Genomic DNA, 20767 nt, shown 5'->3' on the forward strand with positions numbered 1-20767 from the left:
CCATCCGGGGATTGGGCATGCCATGGTCCCAGCCAGGAGAAGGGAATCATCCCCTTTTGTTACATACAATTCACATACCCGCCGCTGGAATGCCACGTTCTGCCAGCATGAACATTGCGCGTGATAAGTGACCGCTGAGCTTGAATCGCGGGGAGCGCCTTGTTAGTGCTCTCGCAATGGCTTGTGCCCATTTCTGTCGGTCACTATCCAGTTCAGGGCGCAGTGACGTGTCGACAGTGGGTGGGTCCGTCTGGGCGACCGCCTTTCATGATGGGGCTAAGGCATGGCTGAGATTGTGGGATCGCTCGATCGCGCCGTAACGCGCGACGATGCTCCCGGCCCCTCGCCTGTACCCGTCGGAATCGAGGCCACCACGGCTCCTCCCGCCAAGGAGAGCTGGCTGAGGCGGATCGACTGGAGCAAGGCCGGCCTGCTGGTCGGGCTCGCCCTCTTCCTCATCGCAGCCTTCGTCCTCTATGACACGCTGGAGGATCTGACCTGGAACGACATCGCCGACGCGCTGTCTCGCATCGTCTGGCACCAGGTGGCGCTGGCCTTCATCGCCGCCGCTCTCTCCTATGTCGCACTGATCGGCTATGACATCCTGGCGCTGCGCCATGTCGGGGCAAGGCAGGTGCCGCTGCCCGCCATCGCCTTCACCTCCTTCGTCAGCCAGACCTTCACTTTCACCCTCGGTTTCGGCGTACTGACAGGCGGGGCGGTGCGCTGGCGCATGTATCAGGGCTACGGCCTCAAGCCCGGCCAGATCCTCGCGGTCGGCGCGCTCACCACCCTGACCTTCTGGCTCGGCATTGCCACGGTGGCGGCCATCTGCCTGCTGTTCCGGCCGAGTTCGCTCGCGCCCATCGACGGTCTTGCGCCCAATCTCAACTTCATCATCGGCGTTGCCGTGCTTGTCGGCGTCGGCACCTGGGTGACAGTCTCGACCATCCGCAAGCGTACGCTGACGGTGGGCGAAGTGACCATGCCGCTGCCCGGCCCGCAGGCGACTCTCGGCGCCATTCTCGTCGGCCTTCTCGACACCGTCGCCGCCGCGGCGGCTCTCTGGCTGATCCTGCCCGCCGGGCCGGATGCCGGTTTCATCAGCTTCCTGGCCGTATTCGCCATCGCTACCGTGCTCGGCGTCATCAGCCATGTCCCGGGCGGCGTCGGCGTCTTCGAGGCGACGCTGCTGCTGGCCCAGCCGCAGATTCCGCGCAGCGACATGTGGGCCTCGCTGATCCTGTTCCGCCTCGTCTACTACATCATCCCATTCGCCATCGCCTGCCTGATGTTCGGCGCTTACGAAGTGCGCCAGCGCCAGCAGGAGGTCGGCCAGTTCGCCAAGGCATTGCGCTCCTTCGCCCGGCCGATCGCGCCGCGCGCCGCCGGCATCGCCGTGTTCCTCGGTGGCGTCGTGCTGCTGTTCTCCAGCGCCACGCCCGAGGAGCATTATCGCATCGCCATCGTGCGCACGATCATCCCCCTGCCCTTCGTCGAGCTTTCGCAGCTTGCCGGCAGCATCGCCGGCATGGTGCTCCTGATCATCTCCTACGGCCTGGTGCGGCGCATGGCCAATGCCCAGCGGCTGGCGGTGCTGTTGCTGCTCGCCGGCGCCGTCTGCGCCCTGTTCAAGGGCCTCGATGTCGAGGAAGCCATCATCTGCTCGATCGTCGCGGGCCTGCTCGTGCTCTACAAGGACGAGTTCTACCGCCAGGCCGAGCTGTTCTCGGTGCGCCCGTCCTTCCATTGGATCATCGCCTGCATCGTCGCTGTCGGGGCCACCATCTGGCTCGGCTTCTTCGTCTATTCCAATGTCGACTACCAGCATAAGCTCTGGTGGGACTTCGCCTATAACGCCGATGCCCCACGCTTCCTGCGCGCCACGCTGGCCACAGTGGTGGTCGCCTTCGGCATTGCCGCCTACATCATCATGCACCGCACCCGCGCCGCCTTCGATCCGGCCACGCGCGAGGAGCTGGAAACACTGGAGCCACTGATCGAGGCGAGCACCCGCTCCGACGCCCATCTCGCCATGCTCGGCGACAAGCGCTTCCTGCTCTCGGCCAGCGGCAAGGGCTTCACCATGTATGGCGTGCAGGGCCGCAGCTGGATCGCCATGAGCGATCCGGTGGCGCCCGAAGAAGAGATCGACGGCATGGTCTGGCGCTTCAAGGAGCTGGTGGACCGCAACGGCGGCATGCCGGTGTTCTACCAGATCACCACTGGCCATCTGCCTGCTTATCTCGATGCCGGCTTCTCGCTGGCCAAGCTTGGCGAGGAAGCCTGGGTCGATCTTAGCAAGTTCACGCTGGAGGGCGGCGAGGGCCGGCGCCTGCGTCAGGCCAAGGCCAAGGCCGAACGCTCCGGCGCCACCTTCGAGCTCGTGCCGGCGGCCGAAGTCGAAACCATTCTTCCCGAACTCGAGACCGTCTCCGATGCCTGGCTCGCGGAAAAGGGCAACAAGGAGAAGGGTTTCTCCCTTGGCTTCTGGTCATCAGACTATGTCAGGCGCTACGATCAGGCCGTGATCCGGCAGAATGGCCGCATCGTCGCCTTCGCCAATATCTGGCGCGGCGCCGACAAGAAGGAATACACGGTCGACCTGATGCGCTATCTGCCTGATGGACCGGCGGGCATGATGGACCTCCTGTTCATCGGCCTGCTCGCCCAGGCCAAGAGCGAGGGCTACCAGTGGTTCAATCTCGGCATGGCACCCCTCTCAGGCCTGGCGCGCCACCCCCTCGCTTCCCTGTGGAGCCGGGTCGGCGCTTTCGTCTACCGGCGTGGCGACCGCTTTTATAATTTCGAAGGACTCCGGTCCTACAAGGACAAATTCAAGCCGGAATGGCGGCCGAAATATCTTGCATTCCCGGGTGGATTGGCCCTACCGCAAATTCTCATGGATGTTACCGGCTTGATTTCCTCAAGCCCGAGACGAGCTTTGTCTGAGGAGACTACTTGATGCGGCGCATCGCCTTGTTCTGCGTTGCCATGCTGGCCTGCACGACTTCTGCCCTCGCGGCGCCCCGCCAAGTTCAGGTTCAGGAAGAGGTCCTCGGCAAGGTCACCGTTCTCGCTCCGGAGGACGAACCCACCAAATACGTCGCCCTGCTCTCCGACAAGGACGGCTTCTCGCCGGCCTATAATGCCGTGGCCGAAAAGCTGGTGGCCCAGGGTAGCGCCGTGATGCTGATCGATTCCCGGGCCTTCATCGACGGTCTCGACAAGAGCGACGAGGAAGATTGCCACTACGCCTTCGGCGACATCGAGGATGCTTCCCGCGAGGCACAGCGCCAACTGGGCATGCAGACCTGGCGCTGGCCGGTGGTGATGGGCCTCGGCAAGCTCGGCGGCACCTATGCCTATATCAACCTCGCCCAGGCTCCGGAGAACACCGCGGCTGGCGCCGTCTCGACTGATTTCAGCGACGAGATGGCCTCCAAGCTGCGCATGTGCGACGGCCCCTCGAGCGACAAGGCGGCCGACGGCAATTGGAAGTACAAGCCGCTGGAGGAGATGCCTGGCCGCTGGACGCTGGTCACCACTACCCCGCCTGACGCCACCGAGCAGGCCTTCATCGCCGGCACCAAGGGCGCGACCTCGATCGTCGCCTCCGACGGCGCCGACGCAGTCAACGACGCTGCCGTGAAGGCTGCCGTCGAGATGGGCGCGCCTCCGAACCAGGAACTGAGCGATCTGCCCCTGGTGGAACTGCCCGCTTCCGGCCCGCCGGTGGGTCTCGCCATCTTCATATCCGGTGACGGGGGCTGGCGCGACATCGACAAGACCATCGGCGAGATCCTGCAGAAGGAAGGGGTCGCGGTGGTGGGCATCGATTCGCTGCGTTATTTCTGGAGCACCAAGGAGCCGGATGTCATCGCCTCCGACCTCACCCGCATCATCAGCTATTATACCAAGCTGTGGGGCGCCAAGCGCATCGCGGTGATCGGCTATTCGCTCGGGGCCGACGTCATCCCCTTCACCTGGCAGAAGCTGTCGCCGCAGACCCAGAAGAAGGTCAATCTCCTCGCCATGCTGGGCCTGGAACCCACCGCCGATTTCGAGATCTCGGTGTCCGGCTGGCTCGGCGTTGCTTCCTCCTCCGATGTGGACCTGAAGCCCTATCTGCCTGGCCTGCCCTTCGAGAAAACCATGTGCTTCTACGGCGCCGAGGAAGTGCCCGACAACGACACGGCCTGCGTCTTCCCGGAGATGAAAAAGGCCGAGATCATCGAACGCCCCGGCGGCCACCACTTCGACGGCAATTACGAACCAGTGGCGCGCGCCATCCTGGACCGGCTGAAGAAATAGCCTGGGAGCGCAGACGTCCAGTCTGCTCTTGGACACACGGCGCGAAGCGTTCCTGGGATCGCAGGCATACTTGCCCATGTGCGCTAACTTTGCGGAAAAAGGCGCACGAAACGCGGAGTGGCGATCTCCGATCGCCATCTTCTTCACCGGCGAACACATCGTTTCCAAGAATGGCGATCGGAGATCGCCACTCCCAGCCTGCATCTCACCGCCTAAAGTTTGCGCACATGGGCAGGACGCCTGCGATCCCAGGGAGTCTTGCCTGCGTCATATCGCTGTGGAAGGCTTGGCGGGACCCATTGTCCGCGCTCCCGGGAGGCCCCATGTCGAAGATCTCGCGCCGCCAAACCCTCGGTCTCGGCCTGGCAGCCGGCTTTTCGGTGACCATGCTTGCCGGCGGCGACGACACGGCAAAGGCCGCGGGCCCCGGCACCACCTTCTCGCTTCTTCTCGTCAACGATATCTACCAGGCCGGCGACACCAAGGGCCGGGGAGGCTTCCCCAAGCTGGCGGCGGTGGTCAAGGCCGAGCGGGCGCGTGGCGTGCCCATGCTGTTCTGTCATGCCGGAGACAGCTTCTCGCCCTCGCTGATGTCGGGCTTCGACCAGGGCGAGCATATCGTCACCCTTACCAACATGATCAAGCCCGATGTCTTCGTGCCCGGCAATCACGAGTTCGATTTCGGGACCGACGTCTATTTCAAGCGCATGAAGGAGGCGAGCTACCCCTTCTTCGCCGCCAATATGCGCCAGGCCGACGGCTCCTCCATCCCGGGCATGCAGGACAACACCATCATCGAGCTCGGCGGCATCAAGGTCGGCGTCACCAGCCTGGCGCTGGCTGCCACGCCCCAGATGTCGCAGAGCGGCAACCTCGTCTTCAAGCCGGAGATGGAGACCCTCCGCGCCGAGACGGCGGCGCTGCGCAAGGCGGGCGCCGAGTTCATCGTCTGCGTCGCCCATACCGACCGCGCCATGGACAATGAGATCGTGCGATCGCGCCTGGTCGACGTGCTGCTCTCTGGCCACGACCACGACCTTGCCATCGGCTATGACGGCCGCACCGTGATGGTTGAGTCCAACGAGGAAGGCAATTTCGTCACCGCCATCGACTTCGCGGTAACGGTGAGCGGCGAAGGCGATCAGCGCAAATTGAGCTGGTTGCCGAGCTTTCGGGTGCATGACAGCGTCACGGTGACGCCCGATCCCGACGTCCAGGCCGTCGTGGACAAGCTCGAGGCGGAGCTGTCCCAGGAACTCGACGTGGTGATCGGCAAGACGGTCGTCGCACTCGACAGCCGTACCGCCAGCGTGCGCTCCGAGGAAACGACCATGGGCGATCTGATCGCCGACGCCATCCGCGCCCGTACCGATGCCGATTGCGCGCTCACCAATGGCGGCGGCATCCGCGCCAACAAGGTCTACCCGGCCGGCTCGGAGCTCACACGCCGCGACATCCTCTCGGAACTGCCATTCGGCAACACCACGGTGCTGGTCGAGCTGAAGGGGAGCGATCTGAAGGCTGCGTTGGAAAATGGCGTCTCGCAACTTGAGAATCATGCCGGCCGCTTTCCGCAGGTATCGGGCATGACCGTCACGGTGGACAAGAATGCGCCGGTCGGCTCCCGCATCGTTTCGGTCAGCATCAACGACGAGCCTCTCGATCAAACCAAGACCTACAAGCTCGCCTCCAACAATTTCATGCTCGCCGGCGGCGACGGCTATACCGCGCTCGCCAGGGGACGGGTGCTGATCGGCGCCACCGATGGCAAGCTGCTCGCCAATGAGGTGATGGTCTATGTGCGCCAGAAGGGCACTATCGACATCAGCATGCAAAAGCGCATCGTGATCCAATAGGCATTCCTCCGGGCCTGAATCCAGCAGGCCGGTACGGATTTGACTGACACCTGACCAACTCGGCGCCCTCGGCGCCTTGAGAAAAATCAGGCCTTTTCAAAGGCATGTCCGGCGGCCCTCGTGTCCGGCCTGATGCCATCCCTTATACTTTCCTTATTTGTAGGCCGTCCTCGCCGGGCCTATTTTCATGGGTGTCTTCAAGACCGCAGTGCCGTCAAGCCCATGACCACCATCAGACTTCGCAAAGCCCGGGCCGAGGATCTCGACGCCCTGGTGAACCTCGAGTTCGCCGTCTTTCCCGGTGACCGCATCTCCCGCCGAAGCTGGCGGAATCTCCTGAAAAGCCCTTCCGCCCTGGTGACCGTGGCCACGGTCGGCGATGTCGTCGCCGGCTGCACGGTCGTGCTCCTCAACAAGCGCACCGCCATCGCCCGGCTCTATTCGATCGCCGTCGCGCCGCACGCCCGCAAGCAGGGCGTGGCCCGACTGCTTCTGGACGTTGCCACGCTGGCAGTGGCCGAGGCCGGCGCCTGCCTGCTGCGCCTCGAGACCCGCTTCGACAATCTCGATGCCCAGCGCCTGTTCATCCACCTCGGCTTCAAGCCCTTCAAGCGCATCCCCGGCTATTACGAGGACGGCGCCGAGGCCGTCCGTTACCAGCGCATGATTTCGGACGACGAAATCCACGCGCCCCCCGAAAGCAAGTCATGTCATCTCAACTGATCATCGTCGAAAAACGCAGCGATTTCCGCTGGCCGGATCCCGAAGCGCGCGTCCTCACCGCGCAGGAATTCATCGCCGAGGGCCGAAATCCCCTCAATCGCCCGTACCGGGTGATCAATCTATGCCGGAGCTATGCCTATCTCAGCATAGGCTACTACGTCTCGCTGCTGGCCGAGGCCCGTGGCGACCGGGTGACGCCAAGCGTCGAGACCATCACCGACCTGCAGCAGAAGGGGGTGCAGGCCCTCAAGCTCGCCGGGCTCAACCGCTGCCTCGGCCCCCTGCCCTCGGTGCCGCGCGCCGTCAACGCCATGCGCGTGCAGGTTTTCTTCGGCCAGATCGAGGACAGGGAATTGGCCGAGATGGCGGCCCGCAGCTTCGAGCTTTTCCGCTGCCCTTTGCTCGCCATCGACCTCGAGCGCACCGGTGGAGGCGATGGCTGGAAGGTCGCCAACCTCCATCCCCTCGACCCGCGCGACGTCGATGCCAGCCGCGACAAGGTCTTTCTCGATGGCCTCGGCAAGTTCGCCCGCCGGCCCTGGCGGGCCGCGCCGACGTCGAGCGGCCCGCGCATGGACCTGGCAGTCCTGTACGATCCCAAGGATCCGATGCCGCCGTCCAAGCTCAAGACGCTTCAGGCAATGGCGCGCATCGGCCAGAGCATGGATATCGCTGTGGAGCTGATCGAGAAGAAGGATTTCCCGCGCCTCACCCAGTTCGATGCCCTGTTCATCCGGGAAACCACGGCGATCGGCCATCACACCTTCCGCTTCGCGCGCAAGGCGGCGAACGAGGGCATGCCGGTCATCGACGATCCGGACTCGATCCTGCGCTGCACCAACAAGGCCTATCTCTCCGAACTTCTCGCCGGCAACGGCATCGCCGCGCCGCGCACCCTGTTCCTGACAAGGCGTACGCTGCCGACCTTCGAAACGGGCCTGACCTATCCCGTGGTGCTCAAGGTGCCGGATGGCGCCTTCAGCCTCAGCGTCAAGAAGGCAGAGAACTGGGCGGAATTCCAGGAGATCGCGGCTGCCATGCTGAAGGAGTCCGATCTCATACTGGTGCAGGAATTCGTCTACACCACCTTCGACTGGCGTATTGGCACCCTCGCCGGCGAGGTGATCTTCGCGGCCAAATATTTCATGTCGTCGGGCCATTGGCAGATCATCCAGCATGAAGGCGCCGGCAAATATGTCGAGGGCCGCACCCAGGCGGTAGCTGTCCAGGACGTTCCGCGCGAGGTGCTGGACCCGGCCCTCGCCGCTGCGCGCCTGATCGGCAACGGGCTCTACGGCGTCGACCTCAAGCAGACCAAGACGGGGGTGCTGGTCATCGAGGTCAACGACAATCCCAACATCGATATCGGCATGGAGGATGCGGCGGCGGGCGAGGATCTCTACCGCACGTTGCTGCGGCACTTCCAGACGCTGGTGGATGCGCGGCACCGACAGGTGGCGCCGCTGCAGCCGCTGCAAAGAACAGGGAGTTGAGGCAACCCTGGGATCGCAGGCATCCTTGCCTGCCTCTTTTTTACAGTTGCCACAAGGAAAAAGGGACAAGCAGGCAAGGATGCCTGTGATCCCAGGAAATCAGTGCTTCGCCAATGCCTGGGGCTGCTTCGCCGGCGTCTGCGGCGGCCCGGACCGCGGCCGTCTGGGCACCGGCGGGGCGGAGAGGAGTGGCGAAACGATGATATCCGCGAGACGGTCGGAGTCGCCATCGAACCCGTGGCCGCCGGACTCCGGCAGGATGGTGAAATCGGGACGGGCATTCGCGAGTGCCGGGCAGGCCATCGCCGCCATGCGGTCTTCCTTGCCATAGATGCATTGCACGCTGGGCGCGTCGATGCGCGCGGCCTCGGGCAGCAGCGGCGTCTCGTTGGGATAATCGTCGTCGCTGAGCTCGATGCGCATGTCGGTCACCGGCGCGATCGACAGCAGCGACACCACCGCCACGATGCGCTTGGTGGCCGGCGGCAGGCGGTTATAGACCAGCGGCAGCGCATCGGCGCCGAAGGAATATCCGACCAGTGCCACCCTGTCGACCGGCCACGCCGCGCGGAAATGGCGGATGATCCGGCGCAGGTCCACCGCGACATCGCCCGGATCGCGCTTGGCCCAGAAATAGCGCCGGGAATCGATGGTCACCACGCCGACACCCCGCTTGGTGAGCGAGGTGGCGAGATTGCGGTTGAGCGGGCCCATGCCGCCATCCCCGGACAGCACCACGGCAAGGCGATGGGGCGGCATATCGGGCTGGGCGACATAGAGCGGCAGGTCGGCAAGATCGCCCGGACCATGCGGGCCGGCATCCTTGCCAAGCGCCTCCGCCGCTTCCTCCGCAGCCGTCTCGTCGCCATCCTCGATCTCGCGCAAGGCCGTGAAGCTCGCCGCGGTGGAGGCGCTGGCATCCGCATTGGTGAGGGTGCTGGTGTTGGCGGCGCAAGCCGACACCGTGTCGGGCTTCATGTCGGTGGTGTGAACGGCGATCACGCCCGCGATGCTGTGACCTGCGGCTTCAAGCGCAAGCGCCCGCGCGGCATTCTGACCGAGACCGGCGCCGGCCAGCACCGGCGTCTGGTAAGGCGCAATGTCGAGCAGGCGCTCGACATGCAGGGTGACATCCTCGATATGGCCGGCCAACTCAGTGCAGGTCATGGCGCGGCCGAGGCCCGTGAGATGCCGGCTCGCCGGCCAGCTCAGGCCGATGACGAGATCACCATGCTGCATGAATTCCACCGCCACCCGGCTTTCGTCCCGGCCGAAGCCATCGGAATTCGAGAGGAGGACGATGACGTTCTTGGGCGCGGCAAAGGGTTTGAACAGCCTGATGTCGCCGAAGATCGGATCGGTCGTCGCGCCTCGCCCGGCAGCCTGCGCCATGGTTGCCGGCAGGACCGCGATCATCAGGGCCGACAACATGCAGATGAGACGCATGGGTCACCAAACGGCGAGCGACGGCCTCGCGCCGTAACACTCTCCTCATAAAGTAATCCGCAACCTATGCAGGAGTCGAGCCGTCCAATGGAGGTAGGCGATCACTTCATATTGATTCTCGTCATCATCACCGCGCCCAATATCAGGAGGCCGCCGACAAGCTGATCGAGGCTGAGAGCTTCGCCAAACACGAAATAGGCGATGATGGCCGACAGGATGGGATGCGAGAGCAGGATGATCGCCACGATGCCGGCGGGCAGGCGGCCGATGCCGACGGCGCTGAGGCCCTGGCCGAGAACCTGGCAGATCAGGCCGAGGCCGACGACCACGGCCCAGCCCTGCAGCGTATGCGGCAGGAAGGTCCCCCCCTCTACCAGCGCAATGGCAAGCAGGCCGATGGCCGCGGCGCTGGTGGAGACCAGCGTTACATCGGCGGCAAGGCGGCTGCTGCGCGCCACGCGCAAGGCGACGAGGTAGAAGGCGTAGGAGAACCCGGCCGCGGTGGCAAGCAGGTCGCCCCGCCCCATGGAGAAGCCGCCATGATACGCCCCGCTGGTGATGACCACGCCGATGAGGGCAATGCCGAGCGCCAGCAACACCAATGGGCGGATCCGGTCGCGCAGCAACACGAAGCCGGCGACGACGGAAGCGACCGGCGCGAGGTTGGAGATGAAGCTGGCATTGGCCACGGAGGTGAGCGGCAAGGCGGCATGATAGAAGGCGAGGTCGCCGGAAAAGGCGATGCCGGCCAGCACGGCTGCGATGAGGCCCGGGCGCGACAGCAGGCTCGCCAGGGGCTGGCCGCCGGCTCGACCGGCTTCCGCACGAGCCCAGAGAACCAGCACGGGCAACGAAAACATGAGCCGCCAGAACGCTGTCGCCGCCGGCGCCACATCGCTGAAGCGGGCGAGAATGGGCGACCACGCAATCGCCAGCACGGCCGCGATCATGGCGCCGAGACCGACGGAATCCACCACCGGCAAGCTGGCGGCACGGCTGGTGGAGGTAATATCACTCATGACAGGCTCACGCGGGGAAATATTTTGCCGGAGCCACCATAGGCGGGACTTCACATGCACGAAAACGAATGTATCATATGAAAGGATATCAAATCTTTATGGATCAGGCGCCATGCGTCACTTCGATACCGACAGTCTGGAAACCTTGGTCGCCATCGTCGACCGGGGCGGCTTCACCGCGGCGGGCGAGGCGCTCGGGAAGACGCAGGCCGCCGTCAGCGTGATCGTCTCGCGCATGGAGGCGCGCGTCGGCAAGCGCCTGCTGGAGCGCTCGCGCAAGGGCGTGATGCCGACCTTCGCCGGCGAAATCCTCATCGGCTATGCCCGCCGCATTCTGAGCCTGGAAGACGAGGCACTGGCCGCAATCGGTGGGGACGAGGCAGCCGGGCGTGTGCGCCTCGCGGTCCCGGACGACTTCGTCGACATGATGGTGACGCCGCTGATCGGCGCCTTCTCGCGGCGATTCCCTCGCGTGCAGCTCGAAATGCGTTGTGACCTCTCCTTCCGCCTCGAACCCATGCTGGAGCGCGGCGAGGTCGACCTTGCCATCATCACGCAGGATCCCGTCCGTCCGCTCGGCGAGGTGCTGCGCCGCGAGCCGCGAGCCTGGTGCGCGGCGCGCGACCACCGCCCCGAACTGATCGATCCGCTGCCACTCGCCATGTTCCCCGACGGTTGCCGCTGCCGGCCGGATGCGCTCGCGTCGCTTGAGGCCATGGGCCGATCCTGGCGCATTGCCTACACCTCCAGCCATATGCCCGGCATCCATTCGGCGGTGAATGCCGGCATGGCGGTCTCGATCCTGGGTGTCTCGTCGATCCCGAAGGAATGGCGCCGCCTCGGCGAGGCCGAAGGCTTCCCCGAGTTGCCGCCGCTCGACATCGCACTGGTCGTCCCGGCCAATGCCAGCGTCGCGACCAGGCGCTTCGCAGCCTTCCTGCGCGAGACGGTATCGCAGCAGGAGCTTGCAGCCTGAGGCCGTCGATGCCAACCGATGCGTTACTTCCTTCCATGAGCACCGGCGTCGTTCATGAAAGCTCGGATTTTTGTCATAGGGGGCATGTCCCGCGTATCCAGACAACCGCCGGCATTGCTGGATGACCTGGACAAGCCCGGTCATGACAAAAATCAGGCCTGTGTTCCCCATGCTCACTCCGCAAGGCTAGACGCCATGCAGCCTCCCGCCCGCAAGCCCCTGCGCATTGGTTTCATCCTGGCCAACGACTTCACGCTCTCGGCCTTTTCGCTGTTCGTCGACACGCTCCGCCTCGCTGGCGACGAGGGCGACCGCAGCGGCAAGGTCCATTGCGACTGGGATGTGCTGAGCGCGAACGGGCATCTCATCCGCTCCAGCACGGGGGTCGAGGTAGCACCCACCGCAGCACTCGCCGATCCGCGCCGCTTCACCCATGTCGCCGTGGTCGGCGGTCTGCTGCGCGATCCGGAGCCGGTCAGCGCCTCGGCCCTCGCCTTCCTGCGCAAGGCCGCACAGGAGAACGTGCCGCTTATCGGCGTCTGCACGGGCACCTTCATCCTCGCGCGCGCAGGCCTCATGCGCGCGCGCAAGGTCTGCGTAAGCTGGTACCATCTCGACGAATTCCGCAGCGAGTTTCCGGACAATACGCCAATCGCCGACCGCCTCTTCTTTGTCGACGGCAACCGCATCACCTGTTCCGGCGGCGCCGGCGCGGCCGACCTCGCCGCCCTGTTGGTGGAACGCCATCTTGGCCTCGCCATGAAGCAGAAGGCCCTCGACGTGCTGCAGATCGAGAAGGCACGGGCACCGTCCGATCCACAGCCGCATGTGCCGGTAGCCCGGCCCGTTTCGGACAACCGGGTGCGCCGCGCCTTGCTGATCATGGAGCAATCCATGGCCGATCCCTTGCCGATCTCGGAAATCGCCAGCCGCTGCGGACTCTCGACGCGTGGCCTCGAGCGGCTGTTCATGAACTCGCTCAACACCCGCCCCAACGCCGCCTATGTGCGCCTGCGCCTCGAGGTCGCGCACCAGATGGTTGTAACGACGGCCAAGAGCATGATCGAGATCGGCGGGGTGACCGGTTTCACCCATTCCTCGAATTTTTCACGACGCTTCAAGGAAGCCTTCGGCATCTCGCCAATCGCGTTGCGGAGGAGTGGTCAGGGAAAACCAGCGGCGAGCGAAAATAGTGTTGGCGCTGGCATTGGCTAAGGAGGCACAGGCTTGGAGTGGCGGTCTCCGGCCGCCATTCTTGAACCAGCCTACTTTCGGCAGAGTAAGATGGCGGTCGGAGACCGCCACTCCAATTCACCTCACCGGGGCGGCAGGGTCGTCCCCTTGACATCGGCCGAGCGGGTCGAGAGCAGGAAGACCGCGGTGTCCGCGAAGGCCTGTCCGCCGGAAAGAAGCTGGTTGACGCGGATATCCTGCGCGGCGAACTCGTCGCTGAAGTGCCGTGCCGCCTCCGCCAGGGCGCCGCGCACGCCCGCCGCCGGCCAGGGCTCGCCCTTTCGCTCGCCGCCGGCTACCAGCAGCACGGCGCTGGAGGCATGCAGCAGCGGCCCGGCGGCCTCCACCGCCTCCACGGCATGGCCGACATTGAGGGCGAGTTCTGCCTGCCAGGCCTCGCGATCCGTTCCACCCTTCGTCGCCATGGCTCCGTTGCAGACAAGGCCATCCAGGCGTCCGAAGATCTCGACGACGCTGGCAATGAAGGCCGCGGCTTCGCCCGGTACGGCAAGATCGCAGGCATAGGCGAGGCACCGGCCGCCATGACCCTCGATCACGGCATGGGCATCGGCCAGCTCCTGGGCCGAACGCGCTGCGATCGCCACCGCCGCCCCCTCGGCAGCCAGTCGCTCGGCGATAACCAGGCACACACCGCGCGAGGCGCCAGTCAGCGCGACCACCTTGCCGGCAAATTCGAGATCCATGCTTTGCTCACCTCAAAAAGGCGGCAAGAGTGTCAGATGGCACGAAGATCGGCAACTCTTGGACGAGATCGGAAGAACCTTTAGGTGCTTTTAATGGAATCCCAATTGAGGTAGAAAGGTTGATCCTAGGAACCTTGGTACTAGCATGGCTCTGAGCATCAAAGACCCGGTGACGGAACAATTAGCCCGAGCTTTGGCTCAGCGAACCGGCGAAAGCATCACCATGGCGACCCGGCACGCCCTGGAGGAACGCCTGAGGCGCGTTTCCGATCAGGCAGGCGATGCGCTGCTTGCAGAGGAACTCGCAGCCATTCGCCGCCGTTGGAGCACCATGCCCATTGTCGACACACGCTCTCCGGAAGAAATCATCGGTTACGATGAAAACGGGCTGCCGCTCTGATGGTGATCGACACTTCTGCAATTGTCGCGATCGCCTTGAACGAACCAGAGGCCCCGGTCTTGGAAGGTAAGATCGTCGGCGATCCTGTAAGGCTCATTTCGGCGGCCACGCTTCTTGAAACGGCGATGGTCATCGAGGCCCGCCTCGGTGAGGCTGGGGGACGCGAACTTGATCTCTGGCTCTACAAGGCACAGATCGAAACCGTTGCTGTGGATGTCAGGCAGGCCGATGTCGCACGCCGGACCTGGCGCCGATATGGCAAGGGCAGGCACCCCGCCGGTCTCAACTATGGTGACTGCTTCTCCTATGCGCTCGCGGCGGTTCGGGGAGAACCTCTGCTCTTCAAGGGCGATGATTTCAACCGAACGGATATCGTCCCGGCTTGAGCCCAAAATAGAGGCATCGTCAGGAACCAGGCGCCCCAGCTACTGCATCAACCTGGGTACCGTGCCCGTCAGGCCCGTCGCCTCGCGGATAAAGAAGCGTTTGGCGGCCGGGAAGCGTTCGACCAGGCCGAGGCCGAAATCGCGCGCCAGGCGGATGGCGTCGTGGTCGTTGGAGAACAGGCGGTTGAGGCCGTCGGTCGCCATGCCCATCGAGACGGTGTCGAAGCGCCGCCAGCGCTGGTAGCGCTCCAGCACATCGGGCGCGCCGATATCGAGGCCAAGGCCGGCCGCATCGGCGACACATTCGCTGAGCGCCGCCGCATCGCGGATGCCGAGATTGAGACCCTGCCCGGCGATCGGGTGGATGATATGGGCGGCATCTCCAACCAACGCCAGGCGATCGCCCACAAAAGAGCGGGCGATGCGCATGGCGAGCGGAAAGGCCGCGCGCGGGCCGACAGCCCTGATATCGCCGAGCTTGAGACCGAAGCGCTTTTCGAGCTCGGCATGGAAGCCGGCTTCGTCGAGGCCGATGACGCGTTGCGCCTCTGCCGACTTCTCCGTCCACACCAGGGAGGAGCGCCGGCCGGTCAGTGGCAGGATGGCGAAGGGTCCAGCGGGCAGGAAGTGCTCTTCGGCCCGGCCCTCATGATCGAGCTCGTGCTCAACCGTGGTGACGATGCCGGACTGGCCATAGTCCCAGCCATGCATGGCGATGCCGGCCTGCTCCCGCAGGCGCGATCGCCCACCATCGGCCGCCGCGAGGAGGCGCGCGGTGATGTCCTCGCCCGAGGGCAGGATGGCCGTGATCTTCTCGTCCTCCTGCCTGTAGCGGCTGACAGAGGCCCCCTGCCCGCACAGCTCGACGCCGAGCGCGGCGGCCCGTTTCACCAGGGCATCGAGCAGCAGGCGGTTCTCGACCATGTGGCCGAAGGGCTCGCCCGGCTCGACATCGCCGCCAAAGGACAGGAAGGTCGGCCGGATCGGATCGTCGAGCTTGGAATCGGTGATCACCATGTCGAGGATCGGCTGACTCTCGCTTGCCACCTCGCCCCACACGCCGAGCCGTTCGAAGAAACGCCGCGCGCCGGCGGCGATGGCGGAAGCGCGGGCATCACGCGAGGGCGCTCCGCCCAGGACGGGATCGACGACGACAATGTCGAAGCCAGCACCCAGCTCCACCTTCAGCGCCACGGCGAGGCCGAGGCCGGCGAAGCCGCCACCCGCGATGATGAGATCGGCCTGCTTCACCATGGTTGATCCTCACACTTGACTTTCGGCGGCGGGACCGGCTCGTTGCGTCGACAAGGAAGCGCCGATGCCCGATCCCATATCCAATCTGCTCTCGATACTCGATCTCGAACAGCTCGAACATAATCTTTATCGCGGCACGAGTCCGCAGGTGGGCTGGCAGCGCGTGTTCGGCGGGCTGGTGATCAGCCAGGCGCTGGTCGCCGCCAGCCGAACGGTCGATGCCGAGCGGCGCGTGCACTCCCTGCATGGCTATTTCCTGCGCCCGGGCGATCCCAGCGTGCCGATCATCTACGAGGTCGACCGTTTGCGCGACGGCAAGAGCTTTGCCACCCGCCGGGCCATCGCCATCCAGCACGGCCAGCCGATCTTCTCGCTTTCCTGCTCCTATCACCGCTATGAGGAAGGCTGGAACCACCAGTCCACCATGCCCGAGGTGCCCAAGCCCGACCAGTTGCCGAGCGATATCCAGCTCAAGGAGCGCTTCCTCGCCTTGATGCCGAAGAGCGTGCGCGATTACTGGGAGCGCGAGCGGCCGATCGAACTGCGCCCGGTCGACCTCACGCGCTATGTCGCCCGCATTCCACAGGAGCCGAGGCAATATATCTGGATCCGTGCGGCCGGTAAGTTGCCCGAGGATCCCGCCGTGCATGAGGCGGTGCTGGCCTACGCCTCCGACATGACGCTGCTCGACACCACGCTCGTCGCCCACGGCAAGAGCGTGTTCGACACCGACGTACAGGCCGCCTCGATCGATCATGCGCTGTGGTTCCACGCCCCTTTCAAGATGGACGAGTGGCTGCTCTATGCCCAGGAGAGCCCCGTCACCGGCGGCGCGCGTGGCTTTGCCCGAGGCCAGATCTGGCAGGCCGGCAAGCTGATCGCCTCCGTGGCCCAGGAGGGCCTGGTGCGGCCAAGATGGGACAAGGATACGAGCCTGGGGGATGTGTCGCGGTAACTGGGAGCGTGTCGCCAGGTGCCTGGACATCTTGGCCTGCCCCTTGGAAACGACTCGCTTGGTGGCGAGGAAAGAAGCGGACGAGGACGTCCGCGGTCCCAGCCATCGCATCTCTCCCCGCAACGGCAGCATGTCACCATAGAAGTATTTTAGTGCTGGAAGCGGCGTGGCTGGGACCGCGGACGTCCTCGTCCGCCCCTTGGAAACGGCTCGCTCTACAATATGGGAAGATGCGGACAGGATGTCCGTGCACCCAGTCAGCCCGCCATCTTCTGCAAGGCAGCGCCCAACGCGGCCCCATCCCCTTCCACCAGCACCATCTTCACCCGGCTGGTCGCGCCCTGCGCAATCGACACTTGCGACGCGGATACCTTCAGCGCCTTGGCAATCAGCCTGATCAGTGCCTGGTTCGCCTCGCCATCCGTCGGCGCGGCGCGCACGCGGGCCGCTAGCACCGGTCTGCCGTCAGAGAGGACCTCGGCCTTGCCGAGCGTATCCTTGCCGCCGCGCGGGGTCAGTCGCACGGCGATGCGCAAACCCTTGGGCGAAGCCTGCCAGGGCGAGCCGGCAGTGGGCATCATCAGGGGACGTTCGGAATGACGTATTGCACGATTTCCATCTGGAGCAGCCAGATGACCAGAAACACCACGATCGGGGACAGGTCGAGATTGCCGAAATCGGGCAAGCGCCGACGGATCGGCGCCAGCACAGGCTCGGTCAGCCGATAGAGCACGTCGCCCACGGACGCGACCATCGGGTTGCGCCGGGAGACGATGTTGAACGCCACCAGCCACGAAAAGACGATCGAAGCCAGGAGAATGAAGGCGTAGATTTGGAGAAGATAGACAATGATGATGAAGATCGGTTGCATCTCAGCTTAAGGCCTTCGGCGGGAGCGTGGTGGCTATGATCTAACGATGGAGCGACGGCAGGACAAGAGTGCTGCGCGAGCATTGCCACTTGCCTCAATCTCTGCGACACATCCGCCATGAGCACGCATGATCACGACCATGACCATGATGACGACCACCATCATGGCGCGCCGCCCTCCCGGATGGCCGAACGGGTGAAGAAGCTCGAAGCCGTGCTGGTGGAAAAGGGCTATGTCGATCCGGCCGCCCTCGATGTCTATATCGATACCTATGAGACCAAGGTCGGCCCGCGCAACGGCGCCCATGTCGTCGCCCACGCCTGGCGCGACGAGGAATTCCACCACTGGCTCCTGGAGGACGCCACCGCCGCCATCGCCTCGCTCGGCTATTCCGGACGGCAGGGCGAGCATATGAAGGTGGTGGAGAATACGCCGCAGGTGCACAACCTCATCGTCTGCACCCTGTGCTCCTGCTATCCCTGGTCGGTGCTGGGCCTGCCGCCGGTCTGGTACAAGTCGGCGCCCTACCGCTCGCGGGCGGTGATCGACCCGCGCGGCGTGCTGGAGGAATTCGGCGTGAAGCTGCCGGCGAACAAGGAGATCCGGGTCTGGGATTCCACGGCGGAACTACGCTATCTCGTCCTGCCCGAGCGGCCCGATGGCACCAAGGGCTGGAGCGAAATGGCCCTGGCCCAGCTCGTCACCCGCGATGCGATGATCGGCACGGGTCTGGCGATACAGCCGGGCGGGCTGTAGGCCGCGCGACTTCTCCGACCTGGAACAAAATCAAAGTCCATGACCCGCTTCATCACCAATGCCCGCATGTATTCCGTCACGCCCGAGGTCGAGGAGAGCTGGAAGGCGTTGCTGGGCCATGTGCTATCCATGGCGGGCGTCGATTTCGACTATGTGCCCTATCCGGCGCCCAAGCCGCTGGAGGTGTTGTGGGAACGCGAGGATCTCGGCTGCGTCTTCATGTGCGGCTACCCCATCGCCTTCCAGCTCTCGGAAGTCATCCCGATCGCGGCGCCCATCCCCTCCGCGCCCTGGTCGCAGGGCAAGCCGCTCTATCGCTCGGACCTGATCGTGAGGAAGGACAGCCCCTTCCGGCGCATCGAGGATACGTTTGGCCATCGTATCGGCTGGACGGTGGAGCATTCGCATTCGGGCTTCAACGCCTTGCGCCATCATCTTCTCGCCTATCGCACGCCGGAGCGTCCTGCGCTCTACACCGAAGTGCGCGGCAACCTGATCACAGCGCGCGGCATCCTCGACGCGGTGCTGGCCGGCGAGATCGATGTCGGCCCGCTTGACGGCTATTGGCATGATCTGATCCGCGCCTATCGCCCGGATCTCACGGACGGCATCCGCGTCATCGCGAGCACGGATCTCGCCCCGATCCCTTCCTTCGTCGCCGCGCCGGGCCTGCCGGCCGAAACGATCGTGCGACTCAAAACCGCCTTCGCCGCCGCCCATCACCAGCCCTGGTTCGCGCCTCTGGGCGAGACGCTGCACCTCACCGCCTTCGCGCCGGTGGAGCTGGCGGACTTCGAGCGCACGCTCACCTGGGACCGGGAAGCGAGGGAGCAGGGCTACGCCATGATCGCGTGAGCCTCGAAGTACCAGTTGCGGGCCCGCTCTTGGAAACGATGTGATTGAAGGCAGAGGAAGAGGCGGACGAGGACGTCCGCGGTCCCAGCCACGGCGCCTGTCCGACTGGTGACTACACCTTAAAGCGAACGGCCGGCCTAATCGCTGCACCTGCAGGAAGAACGGAGTGGCTAGGACCGCGGACGTCCTCGTCCGCCACTTTCCGCCTAAAATGCCGCGCCGCCAGTAAGCCGGCTCAAAAGCCGCCGCCCCCAAGCAAAGAAAAGGACGGAGAGACCCCCTCATCCGCCCTTAGGGGCCTTCCCTGCTTGGGGGGGAAGGCGAGGTGTGCTTGCAACCTAGTACAGCGGCTGTGGCTCCAGCGCCGAAAGCGGCTTCGGCCGGGGCTTCGGCGCGGGGGCCGGAACCGGCATGCCACCCATGTCGGCCTCGACGGCGGTCGGCCGGATGGTCACCGTCGGCACGGCGCGGGACTGCGCCACCACGGCCTTCGGACGCTGGGGCTTCGCTGCCGGCGTGGCGTCAGCCACACCTGACGGGCCCTGCTGGAAGTTGAACTGCGGCTGCGGGGCGCGGTTGCGGATCGGCGGCGGCAGATGGACCTGGCCGACCGACGGGCGCACCGGCGGCAGCGCCTCGGGCGTGGTGCCGGCATCCGTGTCGTTCTGCGCGACTTCCGCATCCGGCGTACGCACCTTCTTCGCCGTATTCAGGCGAGTCGGACGAGCCGGCGGCAGGATGTCGATGACTGGATCGGCCTGTGGGCCGGGCTCAGCCTGGTAGGCTGCGACCGCCAAAGGCTTGGCTGCCGTGCTGCGGGTATATTTGCGGTGCTCGCGCGGCGGTATCGGCGTCTCGGCCGAAGCGACATCCATACGGACGGCCTTGGGAAGCGGTGCCGGCTCGGGGAGCGGCGCGGGCTCGGGAGTAGCCAGCGGCGGCATATCGGCCTGGGCCACCATCACCGGAGCCTCGGCAGGCGAGCTACCCGGCCTGCTGCGCTTCTCGTAGAAGGCATTGCCACCCGCGACAGCGACATAATGCATATTGCTGTAGGGATAGGTGTAGCCGGCGGTGTGGAAGAACATGACGTTCTTCGCCATGCCGGGATAGCGTTTGCCGGCGAGCACCGCGTCCGCCACGCGGAAGGCGCGCGGCTTGCCGGCATCGGCCATTTCCTTGGTGAGCACGCCCGGAGCGAACTGCACGCGCTGGCCGACCACACCGCAGATCGAGCGGGGGTACTTGCCGGATTCGTAGCGGTTCATCACCACGGTGCCGACGGCGAGCATGCCGTCGTCGCTCGAGCGGTTGGATTCGAAATACATCGCTCGCGCCAGGCACTCACGTTCATTGGTCGTGCTGGCCACACGCGAACCGGAGAAGAGGGCACAGCTGCCAAGGCCGGACGTCGCAATCGCGATCGCGAGGAAACGTGCGGCAAATTTGATGGTGTCTGTTTTCATACGCTCGTTGTGCTGTGAGGAAGTTAACGACCGGTAATGAATTATGTGGCGAAAAAACAA

The 20767-nt window shown here is 64.8% G+C and carries 19 protein-coding genes; 12 read left to right on the forward strand and 7 right to left on the reverse strand.

The window, feature by feature from the left end:
• The first annotated feature begins 283 nt into the window (after positions 1-283).
• The 5 genes from mprF to ACMDCR_RS26605 all read left to right on the forward strand — a co-directional run bounded on the left by mprF (position 284) and on the right by ACMDCR_RS26605 (position 8386).
• On the forward strand, positions 284-2965 hold the full coding sequence (gene mprF / locus ACMDCR_RS26585; RefSeq protein ID WP_413989492.1) for a bifunctional lysylphosphatidylglycerol flippase/synthetase MprF: 2682 nt from the start codon (positions 284-286) through the stop codon (positions 2963-2965).
• On the forward strand, positions 2965-4314 hold the full coding sequence (locus tag ACMDCR_RS26590) for a virulence factor family protein (protein ID WP_413989493.1): 1350 nt from the start codon (positions 2965-2967) through the stop codon (positions 4312-4314). The genes mprF and ACMDCR_RS26590 overlap by 1 nt, the downstream gene beginning before the upstream one ends.
• 323 nt (positions 4315-4637) lie before the next feature.
• Positions 4638-6170, forward strand: a complete 1533-nt coding sequence (locus ACMDCR_RS26595) for a bifunctional metallophosphatase/5'-nucleotidase (protein ID WP_413989494.1) — start codon at positions 4638-4640, stop codon at positions 6168-6170.
• A 222-nt stretch (positions 6171-6392) separates the two neighbouring features.
• On the forward strand, positions 6393-6893 hold the full coding sequence (locus ACMDCR_RS26600) for a GNAT family N-acetyltransferase (protein ID WP_413989495.1): 501 nt from the start codon (positions 6393-6395) through the stop codon (positions 6891-6893).
• Entirely contained in the window at positions 6878-8386 is a 1509-nt protein-coding gene (locus tag ACMDCR_RS26605) for a RimK family protein (protein WP_413989496.1), read from the forward strand. Before ACMDCR_RS26600 ends, ACMDCR_RS26605 begins: the two co-directional genes overlap by 16 nt.
• A 99-nt stretch (positions 8387-8485) precedes the next feature.
• Here the strand turns inward: ACMDCR_RS26605 and ACMDCR_RS26610 are convergent, their stop codons facing one another.
• Both ACMDCR_RS26610 and ACMDCR_RS26615 read right to left on the reverse strand, forming a co-directional pair.
• Positions 8486-9832: an AcvB/VirJ family lysyl-phosphatidylglycerol hydrolase gene (locus ACMDCR_RS26610; protein ID WP_413989497.1), complete on the reverse strand. Its 1347-nt coding sequence runs from the start codon at positions 9830-9832 to the stop codon at positions 8486-8488.
• Between the two features lie 101 nt (positions 9833-9933).
• Positions 9934-10851 (reverse strand): DMT family transporter, encoded by a 918-nt coding sequence (locus ACMDCR_RS26615; protein WP_413989498.1) that lies wholly within the window; start codon positions 10849-10851, stop codon positions 9934-9936.
• A gap of 112 nt (positions 10852-10963) precedes the next feature.
• On the opposite strand from ACMDCR_RS26615, the gene ACMDCR_RS26620 reads away from it, so the two are divergent.
• Both ACMDCR_RS26620 and ACMDCR_RS26625 read left to right on the forward strand, forming a co-directional pair.
• Positions 10964-11827 carry a LysR substrate-binding domain-containing protein gene (locus ACMDCR_RS26620; RefSeq protein WP_413989499.1) on the forward strand — a complete coding sequence of 288 codons (864 nt, stop codon included), beginning with the start codon at positions 10964-10966 and terminating at the stop codon, positions 11825-11827.
• A 195-nt stretch (positions 11828-12022) separates the two neighbouring features.
• A complete protein-coding gene (locus ACMDCR_RS26625) occupies positions 12023-13042 on the forward strand; it encodes a GlxA family transcriptional regulator (RefSeq protein WP_413989500.1) in 1020 nt (339 codons plus the stop codon).
• Between the two features lie 101 nt (positions 13043-13143).
• Here the strand turns inward: ACMDCR_RS26625 and ACMDCR_RS26630 are convergent, their stop codons facing one another.
• Positions 13144-13764 (reverse strand): SDR family oxidoreductase, encoded by a 621-nt coding sequence (locus ACMDCR_RS26630; RefSeq protein ID WP_413989501.1) that lies wholly within the window; start codon positions 13762-13764, stop codon positions 13144-13146.
• Positions 13765-13909: 145 nt separating this feature from the next.
• Between ACMDCR_RS26630 and ACMDCR_RS26635 the strand changes: the two genes are divergently transcribed.
• Together ACMDCR_RS26635 and ACMDCR_RS26640 are read left to right on the forward strand one after the other, a co-directional pair.
• A complete protein-coding gene (locus ACMDCR_RS26635; protein WP_413989502.1) occupies positions 13910-14164 on the forward strand; it encodes a type II toxin-antitoxin system VapB family antitoxin in 255 nt (84 codons plus the stop codon).
• Positions 14164-14550, forward strand: coding sequence for a type II toxin-antitoxin system VapC family toxin (locus ACMDCR_RS26640; protein WP_413989503.1), 387 nt, complete (start codon positions 14164-14166; stop codon positions 14548-14550). Before ACMDCR_RS26635 ends, ACMDCR_RS26640 begins: the two co-directional genes overlap by 1 nt.
• A 39-nt stretch (positions 14551-14589) precedes the next feature.
• On the opposite strand, the gene ACMDCR_RS26645 is transcribed toward ACMDCR_RS26640, so the two are convergent.
• Positions 14590-15804 (reverse strand): ubiquinone biosynthesis hydroxylase, encoded by a 1215-nt coding sequence (locus tag ACMDCR_RS26645; protein WP_413989504.1) that lies wholly within the window; start codon positions 15802-15804, stop codon positions 14590-14592.
• 64 nt (positions 15805-15868) lie between these two features.
• On the opposite strand from ACMDCR_RS26645, the gene tesB reads away from it, so the two are divergent.
• Positions 15869-16759, forward strand: coding sequence for an acyl-CoA thioesterase II (tesB, locus tag ACMDCR_RS26650; protein WP_413989505.1), 891 nt, complete (start codon positions 15869-15871; stop codon positions 16757-16759).
• 257 nt (positions 16760-17016) lie between these two features.
• On the opposite strand, the gene ACMDCR_RS26655 is transcribed toward tesB, so the two are convergent.
• Complete coding sequence (locus ACMDCR_RS26655) at positions 17017-17340, reverse strand: DUF167 family protein (protein WP_413989506.1); 324 nt, start codon at positions 17338-17340, stop codon at positions 17017-17019.
• A complete protein-coding gene (locus ACMDCR_RS26660) occupies positions 17340-17630 on the reverse strand; it encodes a YggT family protein (RefSeq protein WP_284314832.1) in 291 nt (96 codons plus the stop codon). Before ACMDCR_RS26660 ends, ACMDCR_RS26655 begins: the two co-directional genes overlap by 1 nt.
• Before the next feature lie 117 nt (positions 17631-17747).
• Here ACMDCR_RS26660 and nthA point away from each other — a divergent pair, with 117 nt between their 5' ends.
• Together nthA and ACMDCR_RS26670 are read left to right on the forward strand one after the other, a co-directional pair.
• Positions 17748-18386 (forward strand): nitrile hydratase subunit alpha, encoded by a 639-nt coding sequence (gene nthA, locus ACMDCR_RS26665; protein ID WP_413989507.1) that lies wholly within the window; start codon positions 17748-17750, stop codon positions 18384-18386.
• A gap of 39 nt (positions 18387-18425) precedes the next feature.
• A complete protein-coding gene (locus tag ACMDCR_RS26670; RefSeq protein WP_413989508.1) occupies positions 18426-19241 on the forward strand; it encodes a phosphate/phosphite/phosphonate ABC transporter substrate-binding protein in 816 nt (271 codons plus the stop codon).
• 338 nt (positions 19242-19579) lie between these two features.
• On the opposite strand, the gene ACMDCR_RS26675 is transcribed toward ACMDCR_RS26670, so the two are convergent.
• On the reverse strand, positions 19580-20707 hold the full coding sequence (locus ACMDCR_RS26675; protein WP_413989509.1) for a cell wall hydrolase: 1128 nt from the start codon (positions 20705-20707) through the stop codon (positions 19580-19582).
• Positions 20708-20767: the final 60 nt, after the last annotated feature.

The sequence above is a fragment of the Labrys okinawensis genome, from assembly GCF_047345005.1.
Lineage (GTDB): Bacteria > Pseudomonadota > Alphaproteobacteria > Rhizobiales > Labraceae > Labrys > Labrys okinawensis.

Bases quoted from the DNA above. Each gene is read 5' to 3' on its own strand.
- ACMDCR_RS26655 (WP_413989506.1), bottom strand. From the start codon at position 17,340: ATGATGCCCACTGCCGGCTCGCCCTGGCAGGCTTCGCCCAAGGGTTTG.
- nthA (WP_413989507.1), top strand. From the start codon at position 17,748: ATGAGCACGCATGATCACGACCATGACCATGATGACGACCACCATCAT.
- ACMDCR_RS26610 (WP_413989497.1), bottom strand. From the start codon at position 9,832: ATGCGTCTCATCTGCATGTTGTCGGCCCTGATGATCGCGGTCCTGCCG.
- ACMDCR_RS26675 (WP_413989509.1), bottom strand. From the start codon at position 20,707: ATGAAAACAGACACCATCAAATTTGCCGCACGTTTCCTCGCGATCGCG.
- ACMDCR_RS26625 (WP_413989500.1), top strand. From the start codon at position 12,023: ATGCAGCCTCCCGCCCGCAAGCCCCTGCGCATTGGTTTCATCCTGGCC.
- ACMDCR_RS26605 (WP_413989496.1), top strand. From the start codon at position 6,878: ATGTCATCTCAACTGATCATCGTCGAAAAACGCAGCGATTTCCGCTGG.
- ACMDCR_RS26660 (WP_284314832.1), bottom strand. From the start codon at position 17,630: ATGCAACCGATCTTCATCATCATTGTCTATCTTCTCCAAATCTACGCC.
- ACMDCR_RS26615 (WP_413989498.1), bottom strand. From the start codon at position 10,851: ATGAGTGATATTACCTCCACCAGCCGTGCCGCCAGCTTGCCGGTGGTG.
- ACMDCR_RS26595 (WP_413989494.1), top strand. From the start codon at position 4,638: ATGTCGAAGATCTCGCGCCGCCAAACCCTCGGTCTCGGCCTGGCAGCC.
- ACMDCR_RS26630 (WP_413989501.1), bottom strand. From the start codon at position 13,764: ATGGATCTCGAATTTGCCGGCAAGGTGGTCGCGCTGACTGGCGCCTCG.
- ACMDCR_RS26600 (WP_413989495.1), top strand. From the start codon at position 6,393: ATGACCACCATCAGACTTCGCAAAGCCCGGGCCGAGGATCTCGACGCC.
- tesB (WP_413989505.1), top strand. From the start codon at position 15,869: ATGCCCGATCCCATATCCAATCTGCTCTCGATACTCGATCTCGAACAG.
- ACMDCR_RS26620 (WP_413989499.1), top strand. From the start codon at position 10,964: ATGCGTCACTTCGATACCGACAGTCTGGAAACCTTGGTCGCCATCGTC.
- mprF (WP_413989492.1), top strand. From the start codon at position 284: ATGGCTGAGATTGTGGGATCGCTCGATCGCGCCGTAACGCGCGACGAT.
- ACMDCR_RS26640 (WP_413989503.1), top strand. From the start codon at position 14,164: ATGGTGATCGACACTTCTGCAATTGTCGCGATCGCCTTGAACGAACCA.
- ACMDCR_RS26590 (WP_413989493.1), top strand. From the start codon at position 2,965: ATGCGGCGCATCGCCTTGTTCTGCGTTGCCATGCTGGCCTGCACGACT.
- ACMDCR_RS26645 (WP_413989504.1), bottom strand. From the start codon at position 15,804: ATGGTGAAGCAGGCCGATCTCATCATCGCGGGTGGCGGCTTCGCCGGC.
- ACMDCR_RS26670 (WP_413989508.1), top strand. From the start codon at position 18,426: ATGACCCGCTTCATCACCAATGCCCGCATGTATTCCGTCACGCCCGAG.
- ACMDCR_RS26635 (WP_413989502.1), top strand. From the start codon at position 13,910: ATGGCTCTGAGCATCAAAGACCCGGTGACGGAACAATTAGCCCGAGCT.